25 protein-coding genes and 2 pseudogenes are annotated in these 26,826 nt (G+C 44.3%); 8 read left to right on the top strand and 19 right to left on the bottom strand.

The window, feature by feature from the left end; all coding sequences use genetic code 11:
* The first annotated feature begins 407 nt into the window (after positions 1–407).
* From QUB24_RS23150 to QUB24_RS23140, 3 genes are all read left to right on the top strand, one after another.
* Complete coding sequence (locus tag QUB24_RS23150) at positions 408–1,190, top strand: calcium-binding protein (RefSeq protein ID WP_333155798.1); 783 nt, start codon at positions 408–410, stop codon at positions 1,188–1,190.
* A gap of 145 nt (positions 1,191–1,335) precedes the next feature.
* Positions 1,336–1,941, top strand: coding sequence for a Uma2 family endonuclease (locus QUB24_RS23145; RefSeq protein ID WP_333155796.1), 606 nt, complete (start codon positions 1,336–1,338; stop codon positions 1,939–1,941).
* Between the two features lie 183 nt (positions 1,942–2,124).
* Positions 2,125–3,624 carry a tetratricopeptide repeat-containing serine protease family protein gene (locus QUB24_RS23140; RefSeq protein ID WP_333155795.1) on the top strand — a complete coding sequence of 500 codons (1,500 nt, stop codon included), beginning with the start codon at positions 2,125–2,127 and terminating at the stop codon, positions 3,622–3,624.
* Positions 3,625–4,012: 388 nt separating this feature from the next.
* Here the strand turns inward: QUB24_RS23140 and QUB24_RS23135 are convergent, their stop codons facing one another.
* Together QUB24_RS23135 and QUB24_RS23130 are read right to left on the bottom strand one after the other, a co-directional pair.
* On the bottom strand, positions 4,013–4,792 hold the full coding sequence (locus tag QUB24_RS23135) for a Tat pathway signal protein (RefSeq protein ID WP_333155794.1): 780 nt from the start codon (positions 4,790–4,792) through the stop codon (positions 4,013–4,015).
* A gap of 3 nt (positions 4,793–4,795) precedes the next feature.
* Positions 4,796–5,305, bottom strand: a complete 510-nt coding sequence (locus QUB24_RS23130; protein ID WP_333155793.1) for a hypothetical protein — start codon at positions 5,303–5,305, stop codon at positions 4,796–4,798.
* A gap of 154 nt (positions 5,306–5,459) precedes the next feature.
* Between QUB24_RS23130 and QUB24_RS23125 the strand changes: the two genes are divergently transcribed.
* From QUB24_RS23125 to QUB24_RS23115, 3 genes are all read left to right on the top strand, one after another.
* Positions 5,460–6,824, top strand: a complete 1,365-nt coding sequence (locus tag QUB24_RS23125) for an NB-ARC domain-containing protein (protein WP_333155792.1) — start codon at positions 5,460–5,462, stop codon at positions 6,822–6,824.
* Positions 6,825–7,098: 274 nt separating this feature from the next.
* The gene (ffh, locus tag QUB24_RS23120) at positions 7,099–8,547 is read left to right on the top strand and encodes a signal recognition particle protein (RefSeq protein WP_333155791.1); all 1,449 of its coding nucleotides are present in this window, start codon (positions 7,099–7,101) and stop codon (positions 8,545–8,547) included.
* A gap of 164 nt (positions 8,548–8,711) precedes the next feature.
* Complete coding sequence (locus QUB24_RS23115; protein ID WP_333155790.1) at positions 8,712–9,320, top strand: Uma2 family endonuclease; 609 nt, start codon at positions 8,712–8,714, stop codon at positions 9,318–9,320.
* A 210-nt stretch (positions 9,321–9,530) separates the two neighbouring features.
* Here the strand turns inward: QUB24_RS23115 and QUB24_RS23110 are convergent, their stop codons facing one another.
* The 8 genes from QUB24_RS23110 to QUB24_RS23075 form a co-directional block, all read right to left on the bottom strand.
* Positions 9,531–11,435 (bottom strand): EAL domain-containing protein, encoded by a 1,905-nt coding sequence (locus QUB24_RS23110; RefSeq protein ID WP_333155789.1) that lies wholly within the window; start codon positions 11,433–11,435, stop codon positions 9,531–9,533.
* A 1-nt stretch (position 11,436) separates the two neighbouring features.
* Positions 11,437–14,238 (bottom strand): ATP-binding protein, encoded by a 2,802-nt coding sequence (locus tag QUB24_RS23105; RefSeq protein ID WP_333155787.1) that lies wholly within the window; start codon positions 14,236–14,238, stop codon positions 11,437–11,439.
* Positions 14,239–15,160: 922 nt separating this feature from the next.
* Positions 15,161–15,289, bottom strand: a complete 129-nt coding sequence (locus tag QUB24_RS23100; protein ID WP_333155786.1) for a hypothetical protein — start codon at positions 15,287–15,289, stop codon at positions 15,161–15,163.
* A gap of 85 nt (positions 15,290–15,374) precedes the next feature.
* Positions 15,375–16,571 carry an LPS export ABC transporter periplasmic protein LptC gene (gene lptC / locus QUB24_RS23095; RefSeq protein ID WP_333155785.1) on the bottom strand — a complete coding sequence of 399 codons (1,197 nt, stop codon included), beginning with the start codon at positions 16,569–16,571 and terminating at the stop codon, positions 15,375–15,377.
* A gap of 176 nt (positions 16,572–16,747) precedes the next feature.
* Positions 16,748–17,353: a LabA-like NYN domain-containing protein gene (locus QUB24_RS23090; RefSeq protein ID WP_006631885.1), complete on the bottom strand. Its 606-nt coding sequence runs from the start codon at positions 17,351–17,353 to the stop codon at positions 16,748–16,750.
* A gap of 105 nt (positions 17,354–17,458) precedes the next feature.
* A complete protein-coding gene (gene metG / locus QUB24_RS23085) occupies positions 17,459–19,051 on the bottom strand; it encodes a methionine--tRNA ligase (protein ID WP_333155784.1) in 1,593 nt (530 codons plus the stop codon).
* Positions 19,052–19,694: 643 nt separating this feature from the next.
* Positions 19,695–20,837, bottom strand: a complete 1,143-nt coding sequence (hrcA, locus tag QUB24_RS23080) for a heat-inducible transcriptional repressor HrcA (RefSeq protein WP_445300431.1) — start codon at positions 20,835–20,837, stop codon at positions 19,695–19,697.
* A 240-nt stretch (positions 20,838–21,077) separates the two neighbouring features.
* Positions 21,078–21,947 carry an alpha/beta hydrolase gene (locus QUB24_RS23075; RefSeq protein ID WP_333155782.1) on the bottom strand — a complete coding sequence of 290 codons (870 nt, stop codon included), beginning with the start codon at positions 21,945–21,947 and terminating at the stop codon, positions 21,078–21,080.
* Positions 21,948–22,265: 318 nt separating this feature from the next.
* On the opposite strand from QUB24_RS23075, the pseudogene QUB24_RS23070 reads away from it, so the two are divergent.
* Positions 22,266–22,978: pseudogene (locus QUB24_RS23070) on the top strand (IS1 family transposase).
* 28 nt (positions 22,979–23,006) lie between these two features.
* On the opposite strand, the gene QUB24_RS23065 reads toward QUB24_RS23070, so the two are convergent.
* The 5 genes from QUB24_RS23065 to QUB24_RS23045 form a co-directional block, all read right to left on the bottom strand.
* A complete protein-coding gene (locus QUB24_RS23065) occupies positions 23,007–23,111 on the bottom strand; it encodes a transposase (RefSeq protein ID WP_333155820.1) in 105 nt (34 codons plus the stop codon).
* Positions 23,112–23,312: 201 nt separating this feature from the next.
* Positions 23,313–23,624, bottom strand: a complete 312-nt coding sequence (locus QUB24_RS23060; RefSeq protein WP_333155781.1) for a transposase — start codon at positions 23,622–23,624, stop codon at positions 23,313–23,315.
* A gap of 21 nt (positions 23,625–23,645) precedes the next feature.
* On the bottom strand, positions 23,646–24,071 hold the full coding sequence (locus QUB24_RS23055; RefSeq protein WP_333155779.1) for a helix-turn-helix domain-containing protein: 426 nt from the start codon (positions 24,069–24,071) through the stop codon (positions 23,646–23,648).
* Between the two features lie 190 nt (positions 24,072–24,261).
* Positions 24,262–24,612, bottom strand: coding sequence for an alpha/beta fold hydrolase (locus tag QUB24_RS23050; RefSeq protein WP_333155778.1), 351 nt, complete (start codon positions 24,610–24,612; stop codon positions 24,262–24,264).
* A gap of 47 nt (positions 24,613–24,659) precedes the next feature.
* Entirely contained in the window at positions 24,660–24,860 is a 201-nt protein-coding gene (locus tag QUB24_RS23045) for a hypothetical protein (RefSeq protein ID WP_333155777.1), read from the bottom strand.
* A gap of 139 nt (positions 24,861–24,999) precedes the next feature.
* Between QUB24_RS23045 and QUB24_RS23040 the strand changes: the two genes are divergently transcribed.
* Positions 25,000–25,494: a GAF domain-containing protein gene (locus QUB24_RS23040; protein ID WP_333155776.1), complete on the top strand. Its 495-nt coding sequence runs from the start codon at positions 25,000–25,002 to the stop codon at positions 25,492–25,494.
* 91 nt (positions 25,495–25,585) lie between these two features.
* On the opposite strand, the gene QUB24_RS23035 is transcribed toward QUB24_RS23040, so the two are convergent.
* The 4 genes and pseudogenes from QUB24_RS23035 to QUB24_RS23020 all read right to left on the bottom strand — a co-directional run.
* The gene (locus QUB24_RS23035; protein WP_333155775.1) at positions 25,586–25,963 is read right to left on the bottom strand and encodes a transcriptional regulator; all 378 of its coding nucleotides are present in this window, start codon (positions 25,961–25,963) and stop codon (positions 25,586–25,588) included.
* Between the two features lie 14 nt (positions 25,964–25,977).
* A complete protein-coding gene (locus QUB24_RS23030) occupies positions 25,978–26,070 on the bottom strand; it encodes a type II toxin-antitoxin system HigB family toxin (RefSeq protein ID WP_333155818.1) in 93 nt (30 codons plus the stop codon).
* 90 nt (positions 26,071–26,160) lie between these two features.
* Complete coding sequence (locus tag QUB24_RS23025; RefSeq protein WP_333155773.1) at positions 26,161–26,523, bottom strand: hypothetical protein; 363 nt, start codon at positions 26,521–26,523, stop codon at positions 26,161–26,163.
* Positions 26,524–26,559: 36 nt separating this feature from the next.
* Positions 26,560–26,826 (bottom strand): annotated as a pseudogene (locus QUB24_RS23020) (ISKra4 family transposase); the annotation flags it as partial.

Below are 26,826 nucleotides of genomic sequence, written 5' to 3'. Positions count from 1 at the left end.
GTAAAGTTTTTGTGTGGGTATCGGAAACTGGGTGTTTTCTCGGAGGATGGGCCCAGGGACTTTTACTTTTATTTACAAACAACCTCTCAGTCTCGACGTTATAGGTGATATTAACGTGTTTACCACCTGGCGGGTAACACCCATTATAAGCGGTAGACAGTAGCGGATAGTGTCAGCAACTAATGCTATTTGACTCTGAGGCGAGATATATAGCAGCTTTGGGTTGAATGAGGCACAGCCCTGGTAATTGGTAATTGGTAATTAATAATTAATAATTTGCAAACAGGTTGCTGGCCACTAATTTAGCCAATAAACTTGCGATATAAATTACCATATAACTTGCTATTTGGCAAGACAAGAATTAACATATATAATACAGATAACATGATTTTTGAAAGGACATAGTTATGGCTTTAACGGTTAACAATCTCATCGGCGATGTGACGGGATTTCCTGTATTTGCTGGCGGCGGGCCACGTCTTTTGGCATTCGCTACACCCGATGAGATTAACGTAGGGAATGGAAATTTGTCGTCTTTTCCCTGGGGAGTTTGGGGACTCGATGGCAACGATACTATAGGAGGTTCGTCGGATTCCAACGAACGTCTGTTAGGAAATAACGGCAATGATATTATCGGTGGTGGTGGCGGAAATGACATAATTTACGGCGGGAAAGAGGACGATCGCCTGGATGGAAATGATGGCAACGACGTAGTTAGGGGCGACGCCGGAAATGACCTTATCTTCGGAGGGTTCGCGAACGATATCCTGCGGGGAGGGCAAGGAGACGACGATTTAGAGGGCAATGAGGGCAACGATTTCTTAGCGGGCGATCGGGGAGTTGACGTGCTCACGGGAGGCCTCGGTGGTGACATATTCGTGCTCAGAAGCAACGATGAAGCATTTGGTATAAATGGAGCCGATGTCATTACCGATTTTAACTTTGACGAGGGCGATCGCATCGGTTTGACGGACGGTTTAACAGAACTAGACCTTTTCTTTGAAGACGACAATTTGATTGCTTACGATAACGACGGCATTATCAATGACATGGTGATTGAAAACATAATTACCGGACAGATTGTGGGGATAGTTTTAAACACGGACAACTTTGAACTTGTCGGTGCATTTGAACAGGCAAGTCCTTTTGCTTTGGCAGTTAACGGTTCTCAATTTCAGTTTTTGGCTTAGTTATTTGTAGGGAATTAGACGGGCCAGATCCCCCCTAACCCCCCTTAACAAGGGGGGGACAAGAGCGCTCTAAGTCTCCAATTTCTCCCTTTATATATTTTTAGGCTAATCTAAAAGTAGAAATTAAAATTCGGGTAAAGTATATATGACCATTGCCCCTCACCCCAAATTAACTGCACTCCAGGAACAGCGGTTGATTTTGCCGCTATCAATGACTTGGGAACAGTTCAAAGCTCTGGATTCATTGCTAGAGTACAGTCGCAGTGTTCGCTTGTCTTACCTGGACGGATATGTAGAAATTATGACACGTTCGTCGAAGAATGAAATCATTAAATGCCTGCTGGCAGGAATGTTAATGACCTTTTTCGTAGAAAAAGATATTAGTTTTAGACCGACGGGTAGCGCTACACTCCAAGGGGAAGCAAAAGGCAGCAGCAAGGAACCAGATTTATCTTACTACTTTGGCGAAGACAGACGGCAGCGAGAAACACCCGATTTGGCGATCGAAGTTGTTTTTACTAGCGGAACTATCAACAAGCTGGAATACTACCGCAGATTTAACGTAGCAGAAGTTTGGTTTTGGGAAGACGGAGTATTTTCGATTTACCAACTTAACTCAGAGGGTTACGATCGCGTTTCTCGGAGTATGCTGTTGCCGGATTTGGATCTAGAATTGCTGGGGAGATGCCTGCAAATGTCCGAAGAAAAAGAAGCTTTGAAAGTGTTTCGGGATGCAGTTCGAGCTGGTTAACCTAGAAGATATACAAATAAAATATGGCCTAGTAATGCCGGCAATGGCGGAAATATACGAAATGTACGAAATGTCATAAAAATTGCAATCATCTGCAAACATCCAGCGTTTGTGGTTTGCGGACACTTCATTTTCACCTATACTATTCAGGGTATAAAAAATCTTACTCTTCAGCAATAACCTATGAATAGGGATTATTCGCGCTTTGATTCCCTCACCAGCATCCTAGCAGGAACAGTAGCGGTAGCAGGAATAGTTTTTTTTGCACAAGCACCCGTTCTCGCAAAAACTCCTCAAGAAATTGCTCAATTAGCTGAATCTGTCACGGTTCAAATTAACAGAACAGATAATCGTGGTGCGACAGGATTTATTATTGCAAAACAAGGTACAACCTACACTGTCCTGACAGCTAACCACGTTGTTGCAGATACTAAACTTACATATACGATTCGCATTTCTACGGGAAAAAACTATCCAGTAACCCGTTTTGCACGATTACAAAAAAGCCAGAATGAGCCAGATTTAGCAGTCGTAACTTTTAACAGCACAGAATCTTATCCAGTTGTAACTTTAGGCGATTCCGCACAAGCGACAGTTGCAACAGAAATTTTTGTGTTTGGCTATCCAGCTAATGCAGCCGAGGGAAAATACGGAACTAAGCGTAATTTTGAGTTTGTACCGGGTTATGTTACGAGTCGTCTCCCGACTCATCCACGCGGTTATACTTTGCGCTACAATGCTATTACGAAAGGGGGCATGAGTGGAGGGCCTGTATTTGATACAGAAGGGCGTGTTGTTGGGATTCACGGAGAAGGCGATCTCGATTTTATAACGGATAACCAAGGAAATCTTGTAGATAAATTGACTACTAAAACAGGATTTAATGCAGCGATTCCTATCAACACTTTTCTAGCTAAATTGTCGGAGGCAGGTTTAAATCGTTCTGCTATTTTGGTGAATACTTCAACCGCCGCTAATGCACCTCTGAAACTGAACAATCCGCAAGATGCTAAAACTTATTACGTTCGCGGTTTAAGTCGGTTTGACAAGGGAGATTTGTCAGGGGCTGTTGCCGATTTTAACCAAGCAATTCAAACTCAATCTGATTACGCGGAAGCTTATTTCTATCGAGCCCTCGCTTATTCCGATTTGAGACAAATGCCCAAGAGTATCGCTGATTATAGCAAGGCGATCGCCCTAAATGCCGGTTATGTTGACGCTTACTACAATCGGGGGCTGGTTTTGTCAGCAATGGGAGACAAACCGGGGGCGATCGCCGATTATACTCAAGTCATCCGCTTGGATAGAAACTTTGCAGCGGCTTACAACAACCGAGGATTAGCACTTTCGGACTTAGGCGATCAAAAAGGGGCGATCGACGATTTCAATCAAGCGCTGCAAATCAATCCCGGTCGCGCCAACACTTATTTTAACAGAGGATTAGCGCTGTTTCGCATCAATAACGATCGCTCTGCATTAGCTGATTACACTCAAGCAATTCAACTCAATCCCAATTATGCAAAGGCTTTTGCTAACCGAGGAATTACGTTGGTGAGAATGGGAGATAGACAAGGGGCGATCGCAGATTTGCAGCAAGCGGCTCGTTTATTTAGGGCTCAAGGAATGAATGCAGATGCTCAAAAAGCATTAGATTTGATTGGTCAATTGCAAAAGTCAAATTGATTTGATATTGTCTACCTGTCGCAATATTCCGCTACTCCAAAATTAGAAATATTTTGCCAGTCCGGCATTCGCAATAGTCCCACAGTCCGGCAGGGGTTTAAACCCCTGCCTCAAAGCTGAAGTCCTCTAAAGAGGACTAATATCAAATCCGATTAATTGCACAGAATATTTGTAGGGAAACGGCACTGCCGTGTCCGTATCCGCCGTAGGGAAACTATCGAAATAAATACAGAAAGAGGACACAGCACTGCTGTGTCCCTACCGAATATCTGTATTACGATCTGTAGATCGGCATTTCAGTCCTTTTCAAAGGACTTTCGCTATGAGACGGGGGTTTAAACCCCCGTCGGACTCGACAACAAACGCGATAATTAATATTACTATTCCCCTAAAACCTCACCGTCACCAAAATCACCCGCCGAGGCTGATCTTCCGCTTCAATAGTATACTCAACACGCCCAAAACCTCTCGGCCCCGGTTCAACTAAATCATAGCGAGATGTCACCGTACCGGCGGCTGTATCGTATTGAGCAAAAACAGCACCAGGATTTCTCCCAGCAGACGCATCGGCATCTCCTCCCCAAGAACCCCAATCATCCAATCGCGATCGCGTTGGCAATACAGAAGCGGCGATTTCTGGAGGTGTTAATCTTTGATCTGCTAAGACTTGTTGAGCGTTATGAATAGCGCACATTGTCGGCCCGGAAATTTTGGCATCGCTATATTGATCTTCCCACTTTTGTACGAAGCCAAAACCAACATTCGGGCCGACTTGATCCTGTCTTTGCCGCCCCCATAGCCGACTGGTATCTGATGCAAAATTAGAACCGCTGCCAGTTACCGCTAATTCGGTTCTTTTGCTAGTAAAATTGCGGTTAACAAATTCTTTGTCTGCGGTGCGAATGGCGTTAGCGGCCGCTGGTTCTATTTTACTGCTAACATTAGTATTGCCTTGTACGATTGGTGAGAGAACGCCGGGGATGGGCTGTGCTCCACAATATTTTTGAATACCGTTAAAAACGCGATCGGCTGATAAGGCACTAATCGGAAATTCTAGGGAATAAGCTTCGGCAGGTTTGGGGAAAAAGATGCCGGATGTGGCGGAAGCAGCAAAAGAAGCGCCACCCCAGATGACGATCCGATTAAATTGACGGCGGCTAATACTCATAATTTATCGACTCCCTGGAGATCGTGCTCCCGGCTCAATTTGAGCTTTCATAAAGTAGTAGGGAGTAAAACTCTGACAATTTGTGGCTCTAGCACAAAATACTTCTACTGCTAGACTTTTGCCATTGCTAATATCTACTATCATTGTATTTACTTGACCTCGATCGCCAGTGCGAGAAGCTACTTGATTTCCGTCAACATAAACATCTATTCGTGCTGGTGGGGAGTTTTCGGTATCAGGAATCGCAAACTCCAATCGGAGAGAAGCGGGGCCACCTGGAAGCCTACAAGTTATAGCGGTACGATTTTGAATATATAAAACAGTGGTGTAAATTTGTCTTCCGACAGAAATATCTCTTTGGCTAGCCTTCCAGCTACCCGATCGCTGAACACATTGCAGGTCAATCAAAGGAATAGGCCGCTGGGCCTGGGCCACTTGTGCACCAACAGTCGCTAAACTAAAAGACAACACCCCAGCCGAGAACAAACCGCTGAGCCACCGCACTCGCTTCATAAAAATATCCTGCTAATACCTTAATCAATTAATATAAAGGATGAGCTGTGTAGGAAAAGTCCTGACTTTAGATAGATGACAAAATCAAAAATGTCACGATTGTACGAAATGTCAGGTATAATGAATGGCGTAAACTCCAGCTTCTCCCGAATCTATGGATATTGCCGAAGTTTTGACACTGGCAGATGAGCTAATTTTTGCTAAGACGGGAAAGCATTTAGATTATGTGCAAGAAGCTATTCTGCGGGGAACTTTACAAGACACAACTTACACGCAAATTGCTCAAGAAGTTTACTCAAGTCCAAGTCATGTCAGAAATGTCGGTTCACAACTTTGGAAAACACTTTCTAAGGCATTGAAAAAAAATATTACTAAAAACAATTTTAGGGCAGTATTAGAAAAGGGTATAGTTTATAATTATCAATCAGCAATTGTTGAAAATATAACAGGCGAGAGTATAACAGTTAATAATAAGCTTAACATTTGTCCTGAAAAAGCCCGATCGCCCAAAACACCTCAAAACCCCGAACCAACAGCAAAACAGCCCCGCATCGACTTAGGCGACGCACCAGAAATCTCGACATTTTTCGATCGCACATCCGAACTTTCCACCCTCAAACAATGGATTTTGGGCGATCGCACCCGTCTCATCAGCATCTTAGGATTAAGCGGAAGTGGCAAAAGTGCGATCGCCCTCCAACTAATCCAACACCTTCAATATGAATTCGACTGTATAATCTGGCGAAGCCTCCGCAACGCGCCACCCCTCCAAACACTCCAAACCGACTTAATTAAATTCCTATCGCAGCAGCAAGAAACCGATTTACCATATTTAATCAACTATTTGCGTTCCCATCGCTGTCTGATCGTACTCGATGACGTGCAAACGATTTTCAGCAGCCAACAACTAGCAGGAAACTATCAACCAGGATATGAAAATTACGGCACTTTCTTCAAACAAATAGCAGAATCATGTCACAACAGTTGCTTAATTTTGCTCACTTGGGAAAAACCCAGAGAAATTGCAGCATTAGAAAGCCACCCGAAAAATTGTCAAACATTGCCACTCAATGGTTTAGGCGAACCTGCGCGAGAAATATTCACAGAAAAAGGTCTAGCCGAATCTGAAAAATGGTCAGAATTGATAGACATTTACCGAGGAAATCCCTTGTGGTTGAATACAGTAGCCGCTGCAATTCAAGACTTATTTAGCGGCAATATTTCCGATTTTTTATCCTATGATAGCCTAGTTTTAGGAGACTTAGAATATTTATTGCACCAACATTTTCAGCGCTTGTCAGACTCCGAAAAACAAGTAATGTCCTGGTTGGCAAATCAAATCAAAGCAGTCGAAATCTCCAAAAAACCAGCCCTTCTGGAATTATCCCCTTCAGAATTCCTCAAAGCCGTCGAATCCTTGAGACGGAGGTTATTAATCGAAAAAGTCCAAAAGGGCGATCGAACCCTCTTCACACTCCAACGGGCGATCGCAGAATACGTAAAAACTCACATCTTATAGCAGTTTTAGGAACAGGCAAGATGCCTGTTCCACAATAGATGAATTTTAGGGCAGCAGTTTTAGGAACAGGCAAGATGCCTGTTCCACAATAGATGAATTTTGTGGCAGCAGTTTTAAGAACAGGCAAGATGCCTGTTCCACAATATATGAATTTTCTTGTGGGGTGGGCACGCGAGCCCGCCCTGAAAGGATTATTCAAAAATTAGCAAAACATTAATCCAAACACCCGCATTTAGCCTTAAAATTAAAAAGACTGACTAGCCAACAATGCCCTATGTTTGAAGCCCTTGCCGATCGACTCGAATCCACCTGGAAAAAACTGCGCGGACAAAATAAAATCTCCGAGTCCAACATCCAAGACGCGCTCAAAGAAGTCCGCCGCGCCCTCCTGGAAGCCGATGTCAACCTCCAAGTCGTCAAAAACTTTATCGGAGAGGTAGCGGCAAAAGCACAAGGCGCAGAAGTCGTTTCAGGCGTCCGTCCCGATCAACAATTCATTAAAATCGTCCACGACGAACTCGTGCGCGTCATGGGGGAAACCAACGTACCCCTCGCCACCGCCGACTCCGGGCCCACAGTGATCCTGATGGCCGGTTTGCAAGGAACGGGGAAAACCACAGCTACCGCCAAACTAGCGCTGCACCTCCGCAAGCAAAATCGTACCGCACTGCTAGTCGCAACCGACATTTATCGACCAGCCGCGATCGACCAATTGCTAACCCTCGGCAAACAAATCGACGTACCCGTATTTGAATTAGGCAAAGACATTGACCCCGTAGAAATTGCCCGCCAAGGCATCGAACACGGCAAACAAATCGGCATAGATACCATCATCGTCGATACAGCAGGCCGCCTGCAAATCGACCAAGACATGATGGCAGAATTGGGCCGCATCAAACAAACAGTACAACCCCACGAAACGCTGTTAGTTGTTGATGCCATGACGGGCCAAGAAGCAGCAAATTTAACCCGCACCTTTCACGAACAAATCGGCATTACCGGCGCAATCTTAACCAAATTAGACGGCGACAGCCGCGGGGGTGCAGCCTTATCCGTGCGGCAAATATCCGGCGCGCCGATTAAATTTGTCGGCGTCGGCGAAAAAGTGGAAGCCTTGCAACCATTTTATCCCGATCGCATGGCATCGAGAATACTCGGCATGGGCGATGTCTTGACGCTAGTAGAAAAAGCGCAAGAAGAATTCGACATCGCCGATGCCGAAAAAATGCAAGAGAAAATGCTCACGGCAAAGTTTGACTTTACCGACTTTCTCAAGCAAACGAGACTGCTCAAAAATATGGGTTCCCTCGGCGGCATCATGAAAATGATTCCGGGGATGAACAAACTCTCAGACGAACAAATGCGGCAGGGAGAAGTGCAGCTAAAACGCACCGAAGCCATGATTAATTCGATGACAGTGGAAGAACGCCGCAATCCCGAACTTTTAGCAAGTTCTCCCTCCCGCCGCCGCCGCATCGGCAAAGGCGCAGGCTACGCTGAAAACGACGTAACTAAGCTGGTGAGCGATTTCCAGAAAATGCGTACAATGATGCAGCAAATGAGTCAAGGCAACTTTACAGGAATGGGAGGATTGCCGGGAATGCCGGGAATGCCGGGAATGGGTGGCCCCGGAATGCAGCCCGGTTCGCGTGGCTATATGGGAGCCCAGCAGAAGAAGAAAAAGAAAAAAGATAAGCCAAAAAAAGGTTTCGGACAACTGTAGAAAATATCAACAATATTGCACCATTGTCAAAAAATTGTAGGGGCGGGTTTCACGGAAAATAATTGCCTAAAACACACAATCTCGTAAACCCGCCCCACCCCGTGCGAGAGTCCTTTAACTTTTTCTTGTTGCCGAGTTCAATCTAAAAAAAACTGGAATTGAATATGGTACAAATATTTACTGAACCAGAAACCATCTCTATAGAATTGCCAAACGCGATCGGGCTCTTTGTCACCCCAGAACAATTCGAGGCCCTAGCATTGGCAAATCCCGACTTGAGATTAGAAAGAACTGCAGGAGGAGAATTAATAGTGAATCCACCCACCGGAGGAGAATCAGGCAATCGCAATCTCAGCATCAGCACGCAACTTGGCATCTGGTGCGAAGCAAATGAGGATTTAGGAAAAGGATTTGATTCTTCTACCGGATTCATTCTTCCTAACGGTGCTCGCCGTTCACCGGACGCTTCTTGGATAAATCGAGCTCGCTGGGAAGCACTAACGGCACAAGAACGCAAAGGCTTTGTTCCCCTGTGTCCAGACTTTGTAGTAGAATTGCGATCGGCATCTGACAGTCTCTCCACCCTCCAAACAAAGATGCGAGAATATATTGACAATGGTGCGAGATTGGGCTGGTTAATTGACCCCCAAAATCGGCGCGTAGAGATTTACCGACAACAACCAGAAGTAGAAATATTAATTAATCCAACCGAGTTGTCCGGAGAGGATGTATTGCCAGGATTTGTGTTGAATTTAAGGCGAGTTTGGGGTTAAATTTACGGAGACATTGCTATGGTACAAACATTTACTCAACCAGAAACCATATTTCTAGAAGTGCCGAATTCGAGCGGCCTCTTGGGCATCCCAGAATAATTCAAGGCCCTAGCATTGGCAAATTCCGACTTGAGATTAGAGAGAAATGTATAAGGAGAGTAAGCTTTTGGGCCTGTCCCACAAGAGATTCATAAAATTTATTGAGCCAAACTAGATGGGAGGCCAGCTTGCTAGCCCTACTTTTATGCCTAATAGTTCGGTTGCCTTGAAGCTGTCTACAGGCTTAGAAAATAAATATCCTTGTCCCAACTCACACCCCAACTCTCGCAGTTTCTGTAGCTGTGTTGGCGTTTCTATCCCTTCTGCCACAATATCCATACCTCGGCTGCGAGCCAGCGTCACAATTGTCTGGATAATTTCTACGCCGCTGTTGTCTAACCCAATGCGGCTCACAAAAGAGCGGTCAATCTTTAAGGTATCAATGGGAAACTCGTGTAAGCGGCTTAAAGAAGAGTAGCCCGTGCCAAAGTCATCGATACACAACAGAATGCCTAGAGCTTTTAGCTGCTTCAACATCTTTTCTTCCCTGGATACTGTTTCCAAAATGCAACTTTCAGTAATCTCTAGTTTGAGACGGTAGCTTGGAAAGCCAGTCTGCTGCAAAATCTCCTCAATTCGATTGAGTAGGTTTGCTTGCTTGAGCTGTACGGGGGAAAGATTGACATTAATCGCCAAGGGAGGTGTTTGGGGAAACTGTTGCTGCCAAATACTAATCTGGTGACAAGCTTCCTGCAAAACAAACCACCCCAATTCATTGATCAAACCAGTTTCTTCAGCCACAGGGATAAACTCAGCAGGCGGGTAGATGATGCCAGATGGGTGATGCCAGCGCACCAAAGCTTCAAAGCCACTCAGTTGCCCCGTAGAAAGGGAGACAATTGGCTGGTAGTGAACGCAAAATTCTTGTAGCGCCATCGCCCTTCTCAAGTCGTTTTCCAACTGCAAGCGCGTCATCGCCACAGTTTGCATCGCTGGATCGAAAACTTCGTAACGCCCTCTGCCTTGAGCTTTAGCATAATACATTGCGATATCCGCATCTCTGAGTACGTCTTCTGGGCGATCGTAACCCATTGTGCTAACGATAATTCCAATGCTGATATCAGTAAATACTTCATAATCATTCAAATTAAACGGCTTCCTTAATTGATTTTGGATGCGTTCAGCAACCCTGCTTGGTTCATCAATATCTTTAATATCTTCCAGCAATATCACAAATTCATCTCCTCCAAACCGCGCAACTGCATCTGTATGGCGTAAACAAACTTGCAGTTGACGAGCAATGGTTTTTAGTAATTGATCCCCAACCAAATGTCCGAGGCTATCATTGACTACTTTAAAGCGATCTAGATCAATAAATAGCACCCCATATAGATAATCTTCACGTCTGTACGACAAGTCGATCGCCTGTTGCAGCCGATTCATAAACCAAGCGCGGTTAGGCAACTCCGTTAGCGCGTCGTGAAAAGCATCATGTCCTAATTTTTCTTCTCTTTCCAACAACTGAACTTGAGCCTGTTGAAGCTCGTTGCAGGCTTGTCTAAGTTCAGCCGTTTGAGAAGCCACCCGTTCCTCTAACTCAGAAGTGAGTTTCTGCAAGGCCGCTTCCGCCTCTTTTCGCGCTTCAATTTCCTGTTTGAGAAGCACATTTTGCTCTTCCAGCGTCTTGGTCAAATTTCGCAGTCTCAGGTGTAGTTGCACGCGGGCTAGGACTTCCTCTTGCTGAAAGGGTTTGGTGATATAATCTACTGCCCCCATTGACAAACCTTTAACCTTATCCACGCGATCGGTAAGAGCTGTCATAAAAATCACAGGGATATCTTTCGTTGCCACCGATGCTTTTAAGCGGTAGCAGGTTTCAAAGCCATCTATCCCCGGCATCATCACATCTAACAATATGATATTTGGCGAAACTTCTTGTAACTTCTCAATAGCACTTTCCCCATCCTTAGCTACTAAAACCTTAAAGCCTGACTCCTTCAAAAAATCGAACAAAAGTTTTAGGTTATTCGGGTTATCGTCAACAATTAAAATTACATTGTCTTTTTGGTTGAGCATTTTATTCCCCCAAATGTTTTTTTACAAAAGCTAGTAGTTCTTTTTCTTCAAAATTTTTGGCAAATTGCAAGATTTTATTAGCAAAGGGTAGATAGTTGCCGTCTATCTGCTTGAGTCTATCGGCTTCCTGCTCAACCACTTCAATATCGCCGATCCGAGCTGCATTAAACAGCGCTACCAGCTCTGTTGATGGCGGTATCACAAGCTCACCACTCTGAACGTTTAATAAATCAGTGAAACCTTCCGGCTGTGCGATCGCCAAATCCGCAGATTGGTCGTAAATCCATTCTATTTGTAAGTATTTTTTTAATACTTCTAGCAATTCTTCTACTTGGATAGGCTTTGACAGGAACTCGTTACAACCTGCTTCTTGGCTATTTTGCCGATCAAATTCAAACACGCTGGCGCTGGATGCTATCAATATTACATCCTTAAAGTCTGATGACTTTCGGAAGCGCCGCGACATTTCAAATCCATCCATTACTGGCATCACTAAGTCTGTAATAATCAGATCTGGTTGAAAATCAATGGCTTTATTTAAACCCTCTTGTCCATTACAAGCTTCCATGATTTTAAAACCGAGTGGTTCTAAAAAACTTCTAAGAAAACCTCGATTTTCAAATCTATCGTCTACTAACAAAATTTTATTTTTATTTCCTTTAAAACCAGTTAAATTAATTATTGAAGTATTTAGCGAAGGTTGAGTAATAAATTCCGATAATTGAGTCAACTCTAAATCAAAGGAAAAAATGCTACCTTGACCGAGTATACTTTCGACTTTTATTTCGCCTCCCATCAGTTGAACAATTTTCTGTGCGATCGCTAATCCCAACCCAGTGCCTTCTGCCTTCTGCTGGCTATTTCCGACTTGTTCAAACGGTAAAAATATTTTTTCTAACTGTTCTGGTGCCATTCCAATCCCCGTATCTTGGATATGGAAACGAATTTTAGTAAGTTGTGATTGGTCAGAGTCTTCCCCCGTACCTATTACGCCTACCTTAAAAATAACACCTCCTTTTTCTGTAAATTTAATAGCATTGCCCAAAAGGTTAATTAAAACTTGGCGCAGTCGTTTTTCATCAGCATTTACAGCATTAGGAAGTTGATTTAATACTTGATAACTAAATGTAATTTCTTTTTGTTCAGCTCGAATGCGACACATTTCCACAACGCCCATCAGAAAAGAAGGAAAATTAAAAGCTGAACAGTCAAGATCCATTTTACTGGCTTCAATTTTAGAAATATCTAAAATATCGTTAATAAGAGTGAGTAAGTGCGAACCACACTGGTGAATAATGTGGATAGCATCTTTTTGTTTAGGAGTGGTAGTTTTATCGCGTTCCATAATTTGAGAGTATCCTAGAATTCCGTTCAAGGGTGTGCGGAGTTCATGGCTCATGTTGGCGAGGAATTCGCTCTTGGCATGGTTAGCAGTATCAGCGGCAATTTTTGCCTCTTTTAGCTCACTTGTTCGTTCTTCTACTCGATTTTCTAGCTCTGAGTTGGTCTTTTCTAAAGCAGCAAAAGACTCGCGCAATTGCTGTGCCATTTGGTTAAAAGATTGAGCGAGAACTCCCAGTTCATTTATCCCATTTACGTCTACTTTTTGGTTTAATTGACCACTAGCGATCGCTCTACTCGCTTTACTCAAAAGAAAAATAGGATGGGTAATCCAGCGGGAGGCGAGGATTCCTAACAACGTCGCTAGCACTAACGCTAAAACGCAAAGTAGGATAGTGCTGCGGGTATTGGCATTAATCTGTTCCATAAAGTCGGCTTCTGGAACGACTACAACAATCAGCCAATTAAGGCCTCGACCATCTTGGAATGGGGATACTTGCACGAATTCCCGCTGACCATCTAGCATGAAGTCTAGTTGCTGGTTGCTGTCAATTTCGGTAAAGTTACCAAAGCGTTCTATTAAATGTTGCGCTGTTCCCTGTATCAAAGGCACGCTGCTTTCAATCGCTTTTAATCTTTGCGTTTTTTTGCGATTTTTGCTCTTGATAAATGGCTTCTCGGCGGTGGAAGAAGCCACTAGCAAGCCCGATCGTTCGATGATGAAAGTCTTGCCCGATTTACCAATTTTTAAAGTTTGGAGAAAGTCGCCGATTTTTGAGAGAAACAGATCGGTACTTACAACTCCTCTAAAAATGCCATTTTTATCGTAAACAGGCTGACTAGCGGAGATTCCTAGGCTAGGTTGAATAAAATATTGATAAATTTTATTCCACTGGGGTTTGCCGGCAACTTTTGCGGCTTTATACCAGGGTCGAATGCGGGGATCGTAGTCTGGGTGGGTCTCCTTAAACTGAGTCGGGTTGCCCTCTCTATCTACCTTGACGATCGTATTGAGAAAATTAGTAGATCGATCGGTTATTTCAATAACCACACTGCCATCATCCTTATATCCAGCACCCGCGTATTCTTTTTTTTCCCCTCCAAAACTGATGTAACTAACAGTGGAAAATTGCTTGAGCTGCCAGTAGAAGTAGCTTCTCATAGAACCCATATTGTCTGGATTCCACAACCCAAAGCGGCCAATGGCATCGACGCTGATGGCATTGATCAAATGGGGCGTTTCCAAGTAAGTGTTTAATTGTTGATTGATGCGGGCGACTACCTCCGTTCGTAATTGGCTAGTAACATTGTTGACGGCAGTTTTGCCGTTGCGTAGCGAGAGCCAACCTGTCAGCCCCACAGCAGCAAAGATTTGCAGGACGAATGGTACGACTAAGACGAGGCGCAGCGGGATTTTTTGAGGGCTTTTTGCAAGTTCATTCTCACTTGCGATTAGTGTCATGGCGGAGTCAATCGATTTTAGATTTTAGATTTTAGATTTTAGAGGCGACCCCACGGATAAATGCGGGGGCTTGAGGATTTTCGATTTTAGATTTTGGATTGATTCCACGGATAAATCACGTGGCGGGTACCACCTTTGAAATTCGTGGTCATTTTAGTATTTGGATTATTTCAATAACAACAGTCGCTCACCCTTGGTCATTTAAAGTCAGCTCTAGGGAAATTATTGATTCCGTCTCTCTTGAACGCCAATTCGTTTAATGATATCTTATTGTTGAATAACCGGGTCCAAATGAGCGGCTAATACTGATACAGTTGGCAAATTTATGAAAAAAAACCGATCCCCCATTTGAGACGAAATCTCCATAAATGTCAAATGCTATATTTTGCTTGGGGTTGCAGTGTAAGCCTACCTCCAGATTTCATGGATATTGAGTACACCTTCATTGACTTGTAGCTCTTGACCTCAATACTAATTGATCTAAGCATACAATTATAGTCAGGACTTACGAACTATAGGGTCTGAAACCTAGCTTCCCCGTGCTGCCCTAAAAAAGGGGGAACTTGAAAGCCCTCTTGGAAAAAGGGTTTGGGGGTTCTATGCGTAACTCTTAAGCTTACGCCAGCTAAATTGCGCTTTTTTTTCAAGGGGCTCTCTGGCCCGTCCCACAAGGATTCTCAAATAGAGGAAATGGCAACCTAGATGCACAATAACTTAATAGTCGATCGTGCATAGTAGCTAAATAAACCCTAAACTCAACAGTGCCATGAGTTCAGGTAGAATCAGATGCGAAACAGAAAAAGATTTGACTGCATGGGCGATCTACGGAAACGTAGGGCGCTGAGCTAGATAGCGTTGAAATCCGCTGTTTGGCAGTTTCGTTTTTTCTTCCAGGCATAGGTCTAATCTCCCACACCCCATCTCAAAACGAAAGCCGCACGCCCGGACACGAGAGAAGCAGTTCAACACCCTTAAACTCTCTCCAACTTAATCTGTCAATTAAGATAGGTTCATCAAGCCTTTCTAAAGTTGTTTCTAAAGTTGTCGTCATCCCAACCCCTCCTTACTCAATTCAATCTTAATTATATCTGCGTTCCTCTGCGCTCATCTGCCAACATCTGCGATCGCAATACCATCTACTGTCCCAAAGTTCCCTTGTACTCATCCGGTACAAATTCCGTAACTACTTGGCCACCGCCACCGTCGCCTTTGACAATCACAGTTTGATTTTTAAGCTCTCCCGCCGCCCTCGGCCCAGTCAAATTAAACACCGGATTTAACTGCCGATATACCACATTTCCTTCTGCATCAAAAGTCTGATTAGTTAAATACCACGTTACGCGATCGGTATTTAATTGAGCTTGACGTTTTTCCCCAATTCCTACCACATTTCCCGTCAAATAAAAAACTTTTTTCTCTAAATCTCCCCGCCCCGTATCCCCAGTCATCGTCACCTTTTCCACGCGGTGAAAAACCTTCACAGGCCCGGGCGATATCACAGATTGCGCCGGAAAATTCCAACTCATCAAACTGCTTTCTATTTGCAGCGGCGGGTCTGATGGCATCAACTGAGCGTTTTTTGTCAGCGTCGCAATCTTGGTTTTTAAGTCTACATCTACTTGGTCGGCAAAACCGCTGTCTGTGACTATTTTATCTTTGTATCTGTCAATTTGAGTCGGTTTGGCGCTGTTTACCTTTTGTTGATCCACAAACCACACTAAGTGCTCGGTTCGCAATTGCAAAACCGGATCTTTAACATTCGCCACCACAGAACCGAATAACTCCATCCTCTTAGCCCTACTGAAAACCCGCGCTTCCTTCGCTGAAGCCGTCACCTGTTTGTTCTCTCCGGTCAAATTATTGCGGACAACTAAAACATCTTCCTTCGGCCGCCACTCCAATTCATTTCCCCGCAATACCACTCCATTTTTCAGGTCTTTAGCAACGATGTTACCTTTGAGAAAAACCTGATTTCCTTCCTGAAATACCTGCCCGGTTTCTCCCTGAATGTCGTAAATTTCTTTGCCGTCCTGAAACAATTTGCCCACTGGTTTCTGAACGTTAACTATCTTTTTGTCTTTGCTGTAAACGGCATTTGTGGAGTTTACTTTCCAGAACGTCTCGCCCTTTTCGTTTGCTTGTTCTAGGGTTACTTTGTTCAAAGTTAAAGTGCTGTTTGACTGTTGAGCGGTTTTGAGATCCTCCGCTAATTTGTTCTTTTGAGTTTCTTGCGGAACCGCACAAGCATCAATCCCCAAAATCAGTGCTGGTAAAAATAGTAGCACTATTTTTGAGGATTTCATATTGGGAATTTGGGATTTTAGATGAATCATTGGTTATTGGGAATTGGTAATTGGTAATTGGTAATTAATAATTGGCTCTTGAAAAACACTTAATCAAAAATTAAAAATGTGTCATGTTTGGTCTAAATTTTTAACTTTTAATTCTCAAGGATTCAACCCATTAACCATCACCCATTACCCGTTACCCATTACCCATTACCAAATCCCTATCTGTCGTCGTGTTCCTCCATCAAGCTCAGACCCGACAAAGGGCGGTAAGCATAATTAGGGCGCGATGTTTTTTGGATGTCGTCCTTAATCATTTCCAAATCGATATAGCGATCGGCTACATTAATCAAACTGTCGCTCGTCATCGATCGCAAACTCACCACCTCAACCCGCACACCGCGATAGCTCACAGCGTCTACAGCATAAGCCAAATCGCCGTCACCGCTGACCAGAACCGCCGTGTCGTAAGACCCCACTAAAGCCATCATATCCACAGCGATTTCTACATCTAAATTCGCCTTCTTAGAACCATCTGGCAACTGTACCAAATCCTTAGAAATCACCCGGTAGCCGTTGCGGCGCATCCACAGCAAAAACCCCTGCTGTTTCTCGTTAGTGCGATCGACACCCGTGTAGAAGAAAGAGCGCAGCAGCCGCGATCCCGCAGTTAAACGGCACAGCAGCTTAGTGTAATCAATCTCAATTCCTAACTGCAAAGCCGCGTAAAAAAGGTTAGAACCGTCAATAAAAATTGCCACTCTACCCCGATTTTCTAGAACCTGTTCCGGCGTAAAAAGGTCGTTGCTTTCTATTCTATTCAACATGATTGTTATGCCTCAATTTTTATGAAAGATTGGTAAGGAAATAACTGCTAATTCGTAGTCTGTCATAACACCCAGAGCGGTGGCTGCCAACTATGAAGGTACTGTTTACAGCAGCTCGATCCGCTTAAAAACAGGTTGGGGTTCCCCCAGAGTTTGGTTTGCCGGCAAAGCGCCCCAGGCAGCATGAGCTGCAAAATTCGCTAAACTGTTAACTGTAACTCGATCGTTAAAGTCAATTGAAAAACCTAGCTGTTGATAGATAGCGTTGCTGATATTGGGAATAATCGGCGACAAAAGGTAAGATGCTAGTCTAACAGATTCCAGAACAGAATATAGCACCTGTTCGACACTTTCGATCTGTCCCTGCTTGTACAAACTCCAAGGTGCTTGCACGTCAATAAACTTGTTCCCGGCTCGCACTAATGCAAGCACGGCTTCGCAAGCCTTGCTAAAAGCCAACTCTTCGTAAAAACCCGCTACTCGATCGCCCAAATCCAGGCTCATAGCCTTGAGAAGGTTGTCGCCCTCAATGTTTTCTCCCAACACATTTGGTACGCAGGCACCGCAATATTTGCGAGCCATGTTTAACGTGCGGTTAAGCAAATTTCCCAAATCATTTGCTAGCTCAGCATTCAATATATTGATAAACCGAGTTTCGTTAAAATCGCCGTCCTCTCCGAACTCAATTTCTTTGAGGAAATAGTAACGTACTGCATCAGCACCGTATTTGTTGACCAATTCGACAGGGTTTAAAGTATTACCCTCCGTTTTCCCCATTTTTTTGCCGTCTTTGGTCAAAAACCCGTGTGCGAAAACGCGACCCGGCACCAGTAGATTCGCTGACATCAGCATTGCCGGCCAGTAAACTGCGTGGAAGCGAAGAATATCTTTGCCGATCAAGTGCAAGTCAACCGGCCACCATTTAGATAAAGCATTCTCCAAAATCGGGTCGCTGTCCGGATCTAGCAAGGCGGTGACGTATCCCAGCAAAGCGTCAAACCAGACGTAGATGCTGTGACTGGGGTCAATTGGCATTGGCAGACCCCATGCGAGATTCACTCTAGAAATGGAAAAGTCTTGCAGTCCAGAGTTGACGAAACTGAGCACTTCGTTGCGGCGGCTTTCCGGCGCGATGAAGTCTGGACGTTCTGCGTACAAGGCTAGCAGTTGGTCTTGATACCGCGACAGACGGAAAAAGTAATTTTCTTCGTCGCGCCACTCAACTTCCTTGCTGGTGTGGACAGAACACCGATTTCCCGGCAACAATTCCCGTTCATCCTTAAATTCTTCACAGGAGACGCAGTACCAGCCTTGTTGCTGGTTCAAGTAGATGTCGCCGGAGTTCCAGACGCGCTGGAAAAATTCTTTGACAATGTACTCGTGGCGCCGCGAAGTTGTGCGGATGAAGCGATCGTACTGGATAGAGAGTTGCTCCCACAGCGCCTCAAACGCCGGAACCACTGAATCGCAGTGAGCTTGGGGCGATCGTCCCAAACTCTCGGCTGTCCGCTGAATTTTCTGCCCGTGTTCGTCCGTCCCCGTCACCAGCAAAACAGATTTGCCCCGCAGCCGCTCAAATCGGGCTAGGGCATCCGCAGCCATAGTCGTATAAGCGCTGCCAACGTGAGGTAAATCGTTTACATAATACAGAGGCGTTGTTATCGCAAAGGTATTCTTAGTTTTATCAGTCGATTTCATTGAATGCTAAAAGAAAATTCCCTAAATTTCGTTTCGATCTTAACTCAGCGGTTAAATTTTTTTTGGAGTGGCAATCAAGCCAAATGCACTGCAAGTTATTTGCAATTGTCTAACCCGGGCTATTCCCAAAAGAAATATTGCTTTCATATCAACACTAATCTTTTTTAGTTGTTTTTGACGAACTCTCTAAAATGTCTTAATATTTTGACATTCCGCTGCCTTGGGAATCGACGCTCCTGGGGTAAGCGCCTCATCTATTCATTGGTCGTAGCCGCTATCCCTAGAGCGGGTTTAGCAGCTCACCCGGTTGGCAACAAAACTCGTCATTTGGGCTGCTAAACCCGCCGTTCGACTAACGCTCCGCCGCCACCTTCTGTAAATGCGCGATCGCTCACCATCGCCATCTCTTTCTCGCGATCGCTGGAAAGTCGATCGCCCGCCACTCCTGCCACTTTCCGAGCCGCTCATGGACGCAGAAACCGGGTTGTTTACGAAACTCTCTTGTCAACCGCCAAGCTTTAGTTTGTTGCCCCAAAAAGAGTATAAAAGCCTAGTTTTTTTGTCACCAAACCCGGTTTTTAAAGGTTGCGAGTACATCCACAGACAATAAAACCCCAAGCCAGTTAAGCTTGGGGCTATCAAATTAGGGTGCATCTAACAACGGATTATCCGATCGCCCTCGATCGGCATCAGGAAAACTAACTCGATTTCCGCCAATAGCTTCTGACAAATAATCGGCCGCAGCTTCCACAACCGCGATCGCATTTTCGTAAACCATCCGCGTCGGCCCCAAAACCCCAACACTACCCACCGGCACCGATCCCCGGCGGTAAGTCGAAGAAATCAGAGTACAGCCACGAATTGGTTCTAAAGAATTTTCCGAACCAATACGCACCGTTACCCGCTTGCCGGGGGTGTCTAACTCAGGCGATTCAAAAATCAAAGGCCAAAGCAGTTCCTGCTCTTGTTCGAGCAATTGCACCAGGGTTTGAACTTGCTGCAACTGCGAAAACTCAGGCAAGCGCAGCGCTTCTGCCAAACCGCCGATCAGAATCCGCGTGTAGGTTGGATTGCTTTGGCGGCTGCTCAAAGCAGTCAACATGGTTCCCATCCACTCAGCGTACAGCTCAAAGTCCCGGTCTAACTCGCTCCAGTCTACAGCCGAGAGTTCCGAAAGCGATCGTCCCCGCAACTTGCTGTTCAAAAAATTCGACAAAATCTGCAACTGGCGATCGACGATTTCGACATCAGGCGTGTTACCATTTGCGTCCCTCGGCAACTGCACCAAAACCGACTGAGTTTCGTAAGCATCCGTCACCACGATCAGCATCACCTTTCCCGGCTCTAGCTGCACCAGTTGCAAGTGGCGCAAGCAAGCCATATTGGTTTGCGGAATGGTGATCATTGCTATGTAACCGCTGATAGTTGCCAGGATTTGAGCAGCGCCGCGGAGTGCCGCGTCCATGCGACCATCCGACCAATTGAGTTGGTCTAGTACCTGTTCCACCTTGCGGGCGAGCGTATCAGATGGCTGAATCAACTGGTCTACATAAATTCGGTAGCCGGAGTCAGAGGGGACTCGTCCTGCCGAAGTGTGGGGCTGATAAAGCAGTCCAGCTTTTTCAAGAGTCCCCATCGCATTGCGAATTGTAGCTGGGCTGACGCTGAGGTTGAATTCGTCAGCCAAAGCTTTTGAGCCAACGGGTTCCGCTGTTGCTATGTAGTGGCGAACCGTTGCCCAAAGGATGTGTTGTTGCCGATCGGTGAGGTTAACGCGCACAGATATTTAAGCAGAATTAGAATTTAGAGTTGAAAGTCGCTATATTAATCGAAACGTCTGTACCAAAAGGGCGATCGGGCAGACTTACCTCTTTAAACATAACAGATTTTAGGTTAAGGAAGAAGTCAGTTGTTATTGGTTATTGGTTATTGGTTATTGGTTATTTGTAAGTTCTAACGCCCCATGCCCCATGCCCCATGCCCCATGCCCCATGCCCCATGCCCCATGCCCCATGCCCCATGCCCTCTAATCATGTTCTTTCAGAATATTTTGCAGATAACTAGCCACTGCATCCGGCTGTTCCACCATTGCCAAATGGCCACAATCGGGAAGCTGAAGGACATTCTCGCCACAACCTTGGAACATCCAGTGAAAGCTAGCCAAATGCAGCACGTATTTTGGTTCCATAATTTTGTCTTTACTACCGGCAATAAAATAAACAGGCTGCTTGAGTTGGGACACAATTTGTGGCAATAGGTGAATCTCGGCTTCTGTGGTGGAGTCCAATAAAGCCCCCAAAGCTGCCTCTGGATGAGCTCCCACGAAATCTATTAAGCGCTGCCGTCCCCAAGCTCTGCCGATCGAGCGGGCTACAGAATCGCGGGCAAACACGTAATCTGCTAAGGGCAAGCGAGGCAGCCAGCCGGGGCGCATGGTCACTAGCTGCTTGCCGACCGCTCGAAACCGCTCGAATTCTTCCTTAAGATAGATGCCGCCCCCTGCATTGATGCAGACCACGCCTTTAATGCGATCGGAGAATTTGCTGGCTCCCCAGAGAGCGATCGTACCGCCCAGAGAGTGTCCCACCAGCCAAGCAGAAGATATATCGAGTTTTTCGAGTAAAATTTCCAAATCGCGAGCGTAAGCTACGGGAGTGTAGCAGGAATTTAGCGGTTCGGAACATAGGCGATCGTCGCCGGAGTCCGATTGAGAATCGCCAAACCCCCGCAAATCGTAGGTAAGGCACTGATAGTTTGATGCCAAGCGATCGGTCAAAGGTTGCCAGTAGTGGCGGCTTAAGAGCCAGCCGTGGACAAATACCAGAACCGGGGAAGTTGCAGTCGGAGCCGTCAAATCGTAAGCGTGCCGAACCCCTAGGATGTCGATTGTTGCCATACTTTTATCCTACCCGCTCCATAAGACCTATGTAAACCTATGTATAGCCCTTCAGCAAACTTGGCCGGATGCGGTACATTCATCACAATTAATTTATCCACCATTTGGGGATAAGCATAAGCAAAATTCCAGGCGATCGCGCGGATCTCTAGGACTTACGGTGATATTTTTACCTAATCAGAAAAACAAGCTAATACGCGCTCTCGAAAATTTTCTTGCGTTAAAAAAGCCATATCCTTGTCGCATAGCTAGTCCTGCATAGCAAGGAAAATGTGTTATAATTTTATTCTTTTTTTAACCTACCTTAAATTTTAGCTTATGAACTGTCCCAAGTGTAACTCTGAATACATATTGAAAAATGGTTGCACTCGCTCTCAGAAGCAAAATTTTAAATGTCGATATTGTGGAAAAAAATTCGTCATGACTCCCAGACATCAACCGATTTCATCAGCAACAAAAGAGTTGATATATAGACTTTTATTATAAAAGATATCTCTGGCTGGGATTGTGATGGCGACTGGGGTTTCGCAACGGTGGTTGCAATACTATGTTAATCAAAAATTAGGAGCTGTTAAAAGAGAAGTAGAAGTGAAGTCAAAAAAGAAAGGGAAGCTCACAATTCAATGTGATGAAATGTGGTCATTTGTAGGCAATAAGGATAACAAGCAGTGGAAAGAGCTGGCAATTGATGTATCAACTTTCATAAATTGTAGGAGTGTATATTGGCAAAAGAGATCAAGCTGGCGCTCAAGGATTATGAGATTCACGTGCGACCTGTTCCAGAGTCAATGTGCCGTAAGTTATACAGACTTTTGGAGCGCCTAGGTCACAGTTTTTCCTCAAAAAAGACACAAGGCCGTAGGAAAGGAGACTGGTCTGACAAACTCTATAGAAAAATTTAATAATACGATGAGACAAACAATCTCTCTATTGGTGAAAAAATTCTTTCATTCTCCAAAAAAATATCTAATCAGAGTGGGGATATTTGGTATTTTATTCATGAGTATAACGCCAGTTTATCTATCAATTAAAACCAGGGGTTTTCATTGCTATGCAGGACTACCGTCCCATAATCAACTTGACTCGATTGTTTATCCCTGACATGACTCCACTTGTTGTACGATTAACAAAGTAGTTACAAATTCCCTCCAAATGATTAACAATTGTCCCGGTAGATTATTTAAAGAATATCTGTGCATGATTCAGCCAATCCTTAAACTTTACCGGGGCTATTTTGACCACGAATTTCAAAGGTGGTACCCGCCACGTGATTTATCCGTGGAATCAATCCCAAATCTCAAATCGAAAATCCTCAAGAAAGAGCATTTATCCGTGGGGTCGCCTCTAAAATCTAAAATCTAAAATCTAAAATCGATTGACGGTCATATGGGTTTCGTATATTTCCCGAAACTCTTCTTTCATCTCATAGGCAATTCTTAACCATTCTGATTTTTTTAAGGTAACAGCCAACCTTTGAATTTGCTCGACATTAAGGTTGCTTCGATTACTAAAAAATAAGTATTTGCTGCCTATATCTGAAATTCCTACTGCTCGACGCAACTTATTCAAGTCTTTATTAACTGCTTTCATCACGTGAAAACAGTCGATGACAATTTTGGCATTTGGGAATAGTTGTTCTATAAGTTTTGGAACTCCTCCCCACATATCAATACTCACTTGCTCAACTTGTTCTCGAACCTAAAACGGTTGTTTTATACGGGCTTCAAATATGTCTGGTTGACGGTGAGAGTCAATCAAATTACCCCCATCTATGTCACTAACAACAGTTACTAAACTTCCTTTGACTTTTCTCATACTTATCTCATCTATACTCACTCGCGAGTGCTGAATCCCAACAGTTTTTTGTTGAGAGGAATGGACATGAGTAAAAATACTTTTAATTTCGTCATAACTCAATCCTTCTTCTCGCCCAATTTGTGATATGCTCGACTTTTGAACACGTGCATAAATATTTTGTTCGTATCGTTGAGTATGTCGTCTTTTTTTTTCCAAAAATTCTAATTTTTCTGTACTGTAACGTTGACAAGTATGGCAGTAAAACTGCAGACGAGGCACTTGTAAATACACAGAACGACCGAAAACTGACAAATCTCTGGCTAACATAGATCGATTCTGATGGAGTTCTTCTGTATAATTATTACAGTGAGGACAAATGATTCCTGACGCTACAAAACGAGCGTTGAAAGTAAATTTGTCCCTCAATTTGAGTACAAGTTTCAACCTGGACTCCCGGCAAGTCTAATAAATAATCTAAATGAAAGCTCATCACATTAATTGTATTGATTGATCTATTTTACACCCTAAACTCAGGTGAGCAGATCGCACCTCCCCAGTCGTGACCAACTAATACGCAACTTTCGTATCCCAAACCCTGAATAATGCCCTTGACATCTTGCACAAATTCGGTCATCACGTAAGCAGATCGATCGTGAGGTTTGTCGCTGTCGTTGTAACCCCTGAGATCTACAGCGACGACTTTATAATCTGATGCAAATTCCGGGATTTGATGTCGCCAAGAATACCAAAATTCAGGAAATCCATGCAGCATCAGCATCAGCGGCCCAGAACCTTGAGTGACATAGTGCAGTTTAATGCCGTTCGTAGCGATAAATTCGTGTTTCCAAGCAGCTTGTAGCACAGACATATTTGATGCTTCCTCTAGCTATCGAGATCTCCTAGCAGTTCCTCTCTTTAAGAGGAACCAACTTTAGGCATATCTAGCAATTCTCCCAGCACTTGTAAACTCTTCCTTTTCTCTTCATTTGTGGAACAGGCGTCCCGCCGGTGGTTCTTCGGGCAAAAAAAGCTGTAGCTTGCTGGGGCCGACGCGATCGCCCGTTTCCCAAAAAGATTGCTATCTCTGTCAAAATAATAGTATAATGTTGCTGGCATCCAGACAACTGTTAAGCCAAAAATTACTCATTTTCGACCGCGCGAAAATCTAGAAGCGCAAGAAATTGAGTTTTGTTGATAGCGCCAGTTCAATAATTAAGATCGGGCGAGTGTACTAGGAATTAAAGGAGTTAATACTATGTCGGGCGATCGCCTGCAAAACATTGTTAACCGCTTAACAGATCGTCTAAGGCGCGATGTATTAGTTGAAAAATCCCTCTACGACATTCGAGAAATTTTGCAGAGCGATCGCGCCTTACTGTACTATTTTTACAGACAGTGGCAAGGTCGAGTGACTTACGAGATGTTGAGTGCGATCGAACTCTCAATCTTGGGTTCAACGGGGCCAGATGATTGTTTTAATGGCGAATACGCTGCTTTGTACGAAGCCGGCAGAGTTAAAGCAATTGCAGATATTGAAGTAGAAGCAATTAACCCATGCCACCGAGATTTTCTGCGTAGCCTGAAAGTTCGCGCCAATTTAGTCGTGCCAATTTTAACGAACAAAGGACTGTGGGGGCTGTTAATTGCTCATCAGTGCAGCGGGCCCCGCACTTGGTCGCGATCGGACATTGAATTTATGCAGCAACAAGCACAAAATATGGCAATGTCTCCGACAATTCAAGATAGTTAATCTTTTATCCAAAATCCGGCTTTGTGACAGTTGGGGTGCATTTTCTGTGCAATGGAAAATTACCAACCAACCAAAATATGGTGTTCTATTGTTAGGCGGAGGTTTGTAGCGACTCATAGGGCTGGATGAGAATCTCAGCGGGAATTCCTAACTCTTGATTCAGCTTCCGAATCATTTCCAGAGTCAAGGAGCGTTTGCGAGATAATATCTCAGAAACTTTAACTCGACTGCCAATACATTGTTCCAAATCGCTACCAGACCATCCGCGAGCCTCCATGTAGTATTGAATGGCTGCAATGGGATCGGGTATTGCGATCGGAAAGTGTGCCTTCTCGTAAGCTTCTACTAGGGTACTGAGCACATCTAGGCGATCGGACTCAGGTGTATTAGAAGCTGCATTAAACAGCAACTCAATCTCTCGAAGGGCATCCTGATAGTCAGTTTGGGTTCTAATTGGACGTATTTCCATATATCAATTTGTGTTTAGATTGTTTCTGCATCTACCTTGTCATACTCGGCATGAGTGCCTATAAAGCGGATAAAAATAATGCCGATGTCATAACGGATTGAGACAATCAGCCGTAAAATGAAGCGGCGACAAATAACCTCGAATTCATCACCAGTGGTTTTTGCTCGTCCGCTGCCATAAACTGTTACCCCTATCGCTTATGGTGACTGGCTTTTAGCCTTTTTAATTAGCTTTACCCAAGCGTGTATCGATGCCAGATAGTAATAGAAAATCCAACTATAAAAAATGGCTTTGTCATAATCCTGCTGTTGAGCGTCCTTGTGGTGTCGTATTCCAAATTGATTAGCTATCTGAAATAAGTTGCTCTCGTCTTTCTTTAATACTACTCCCTTAATTTGAGGCTCCAGAAACTCAAGAACATCAGCTAAGTCTCGAACTGCATCACGCTTTCCATCTAGAGATGAGCGAGAACGTCTAAATTTTAGAATTGCGGATTGAACTCGCTGCTCAACATTTTCAGGATCGTAAGGAGGCAGTTCTGCAAGAACTAACGGGAGCATAACAGTTATGTAATCAGTATTTATACTTGCGATTATTTAAGTTGCTGCATGGGGATTGACACCAATCATTCCATTTAAGTAAGCTACTCGATGTGCCAAAACTTGCGGGACATTTCGCGGATTCCACTGTGCGCCAGAAATTTTTATGCGACGACCAATTTGTTTGATGGCTGATTCCACTGCCCCAGAACCAATCGAACAGATATTCTGTGACTGGTAATAGTGGTAATTAACGATTCGTTCTCGGTGTTTGTTGAGATACGCACAGAAATTCTGTGCAGCTTTTTTTGTCAGCTTTTCAAA

The sequence above is a fragment of the Microcoleus sp. B9-D4 genome (genome assembly GCF_036705105.1).
Classification (GTDB): domain Bacteria; phylum Cyanobacteriota; class Cyanobacteriia; order Cyanobacteriales; family Microcoleaceae; genus Microcoleus.
The sequence above is the reverse complement of the archived record's forward strand: the minus strand, read 5'-3'. Positions and strand labels throughout refer to the sequence as shown.

What these genes read in the sequence shown, in the direction of transcription:
- QUB24_RS23025 (WP_333155773.1), bottom strand. Translation starts at nt 26,523, where the DNA reads ATGCTCCCGTTAGTTCTTGCAGAACTGCCTCCTTACGATCCTGAAAAT.
- QUB24_RS23035 (WP_333155775.1), bottom strand. Translation starts at nt 25,963, where the DNA reads ATGGAAATACGTCCAATTAGAACCCAAACTGACTATCAGGATGCCCTT.
- lptC (WP_333155785.1), bottom strand. Translation starts at nt 16,571, where the DNA reads ATGATTCATCTAAAATCCCAAATTCCCAATATGAAATCCTCAAAAATA.
- ffh (WP_333155791.1), top strand. Translation starts at nt 7,099, where the DNA reads ATGTTTGAAGCCCTTGCCGATCGACTCGAATCCACCTGGAAAAAACTG.
- QUB24_RS23150 (WP_333155798.1), top strand. Translation starts at nt 408, where the DNA reads ATGGCTTTAACGGTTAACAATCTCATCGGCGATGTGACGGGATTTCCT.
- QUB24_RS23125 (WP_333155792.1), top strand. Translation starts at nt 5,460, where the DNA reads ATGGATATTGCCGAAGTTTTGACACTGGCAGATGAGCTAATTTTTGCT.
- QUB24_RS23040 (WP_333155776.1), top strand. Translation starts at nt 25,000, where the DNA reads ATGTCGGGCGATCGCCTGCAAAACATTGTTAACCGCTTAACAGATCGT.
- QUB24_RS23100 (WP_333155786.1), bottom strand. Translation starts at nt 15,289, where the DNA reads ATGACGACAACTTTAGAAACAACTTTAGAAAGGCTTGATGAACCTATC.
- QUB24_RS23115 (WP_333155790.1), top strand. Translation starts at nt 8,712, where the DNA reads ATGGTACAAATATTTACTGAACCAGAAACCATCTCTATAGAATTGCCA.
- metG (WP_333155784.1), bottom strand. Translation starts at nt 19,051, where the DNA reads ATGAAATCGACTGATAAAACTAAGAATACCTTTGCGATAACAACGCCT.
- QUB24_RS23145 (WP_333155796.1), top strand. Translation starts at nt 1,336, where the DNA reads ATGACCATTGCCCCTCACCCCAAATTAACTGCACTCCAGGAACAGCGG.
- QUB24_RS23135 (WP_333155794.1), bottom strand. Translation starts at nt 4,792, where the DNA reads ATGAGTATTAGCCGCCGTCAATTTAATCGGATCGTCATCTGGGGTGGC.
- QUB24_RS23075 (WP_333155782.1), bottom strand. Translation starts at nt 21,947, where the DNA reads ATGGCAACAATCGACATCCTAGGGGTTCGGCACGCTTACGATTTGACG.
- QUB24_RS23050 (WP_333155778.1), bottom strand. Translation starts at nt 24,612, where the DNA reads ATGTCTGTGCTACAAGCTGCTTGGAAACACGAATTTATCGCTACGAAC.
- QUB24_RS23140 (WP_333155795.1), top strand. Translation starts at nt 2,125, where the DNA reads ATGAATAGGGATTATTCGCGCTTTGATTCCCTCACCAGCATCCTAGCA.
- QUB24_RS23045 (WP_333155777.1), bottom strand. Translation starts at nt 24,860, where the DNA reads ATGCCAGCAACATTATACTATTATTTTGACAGAGATAGCAATCTTTTT.
- QUB24_RS23110 (WP_333155789.1), bottom strand. Translation starts at nt 11,435, where the DNA reads ATGCTCAACCAAAAAGACAATGTAATTTTAATTGTTGACGATAACCCG.
- QUB24_RS23090 (WP_006631885.1), bottom strand. Translation starts at nt 17,353, where the DNA reads ATGTTGAATAGAATAGAAAGCAACGACCTTTTTACGCCGGAACAGGTT.
- QUB24_RS23130 (WP_333155793.1), bottom strand. Translation starts at nt 5,305, where the DNA reads ATGAAGCGAGTGCGGTGGCTCAGCGGTTTGTTCTCGGCTGGGGTGTTG.
- QUB24_RS23105 (WP_333155787.1), bottom strand. Translation starts at nt 14,238, where the DNA reads ATGACACTAATCGCAAGTGAGAATGAACTTGCAAAAAGCCCTCAAAAA.
- QUB24_RS23055 (WP_333155779.1), bottom strand. Translation starts at nt 24,071, where the DNA reads ATGTTAGCCAGAGATTTGTCAGTTTTCGGTCGTTCTGTGTATTTACAA.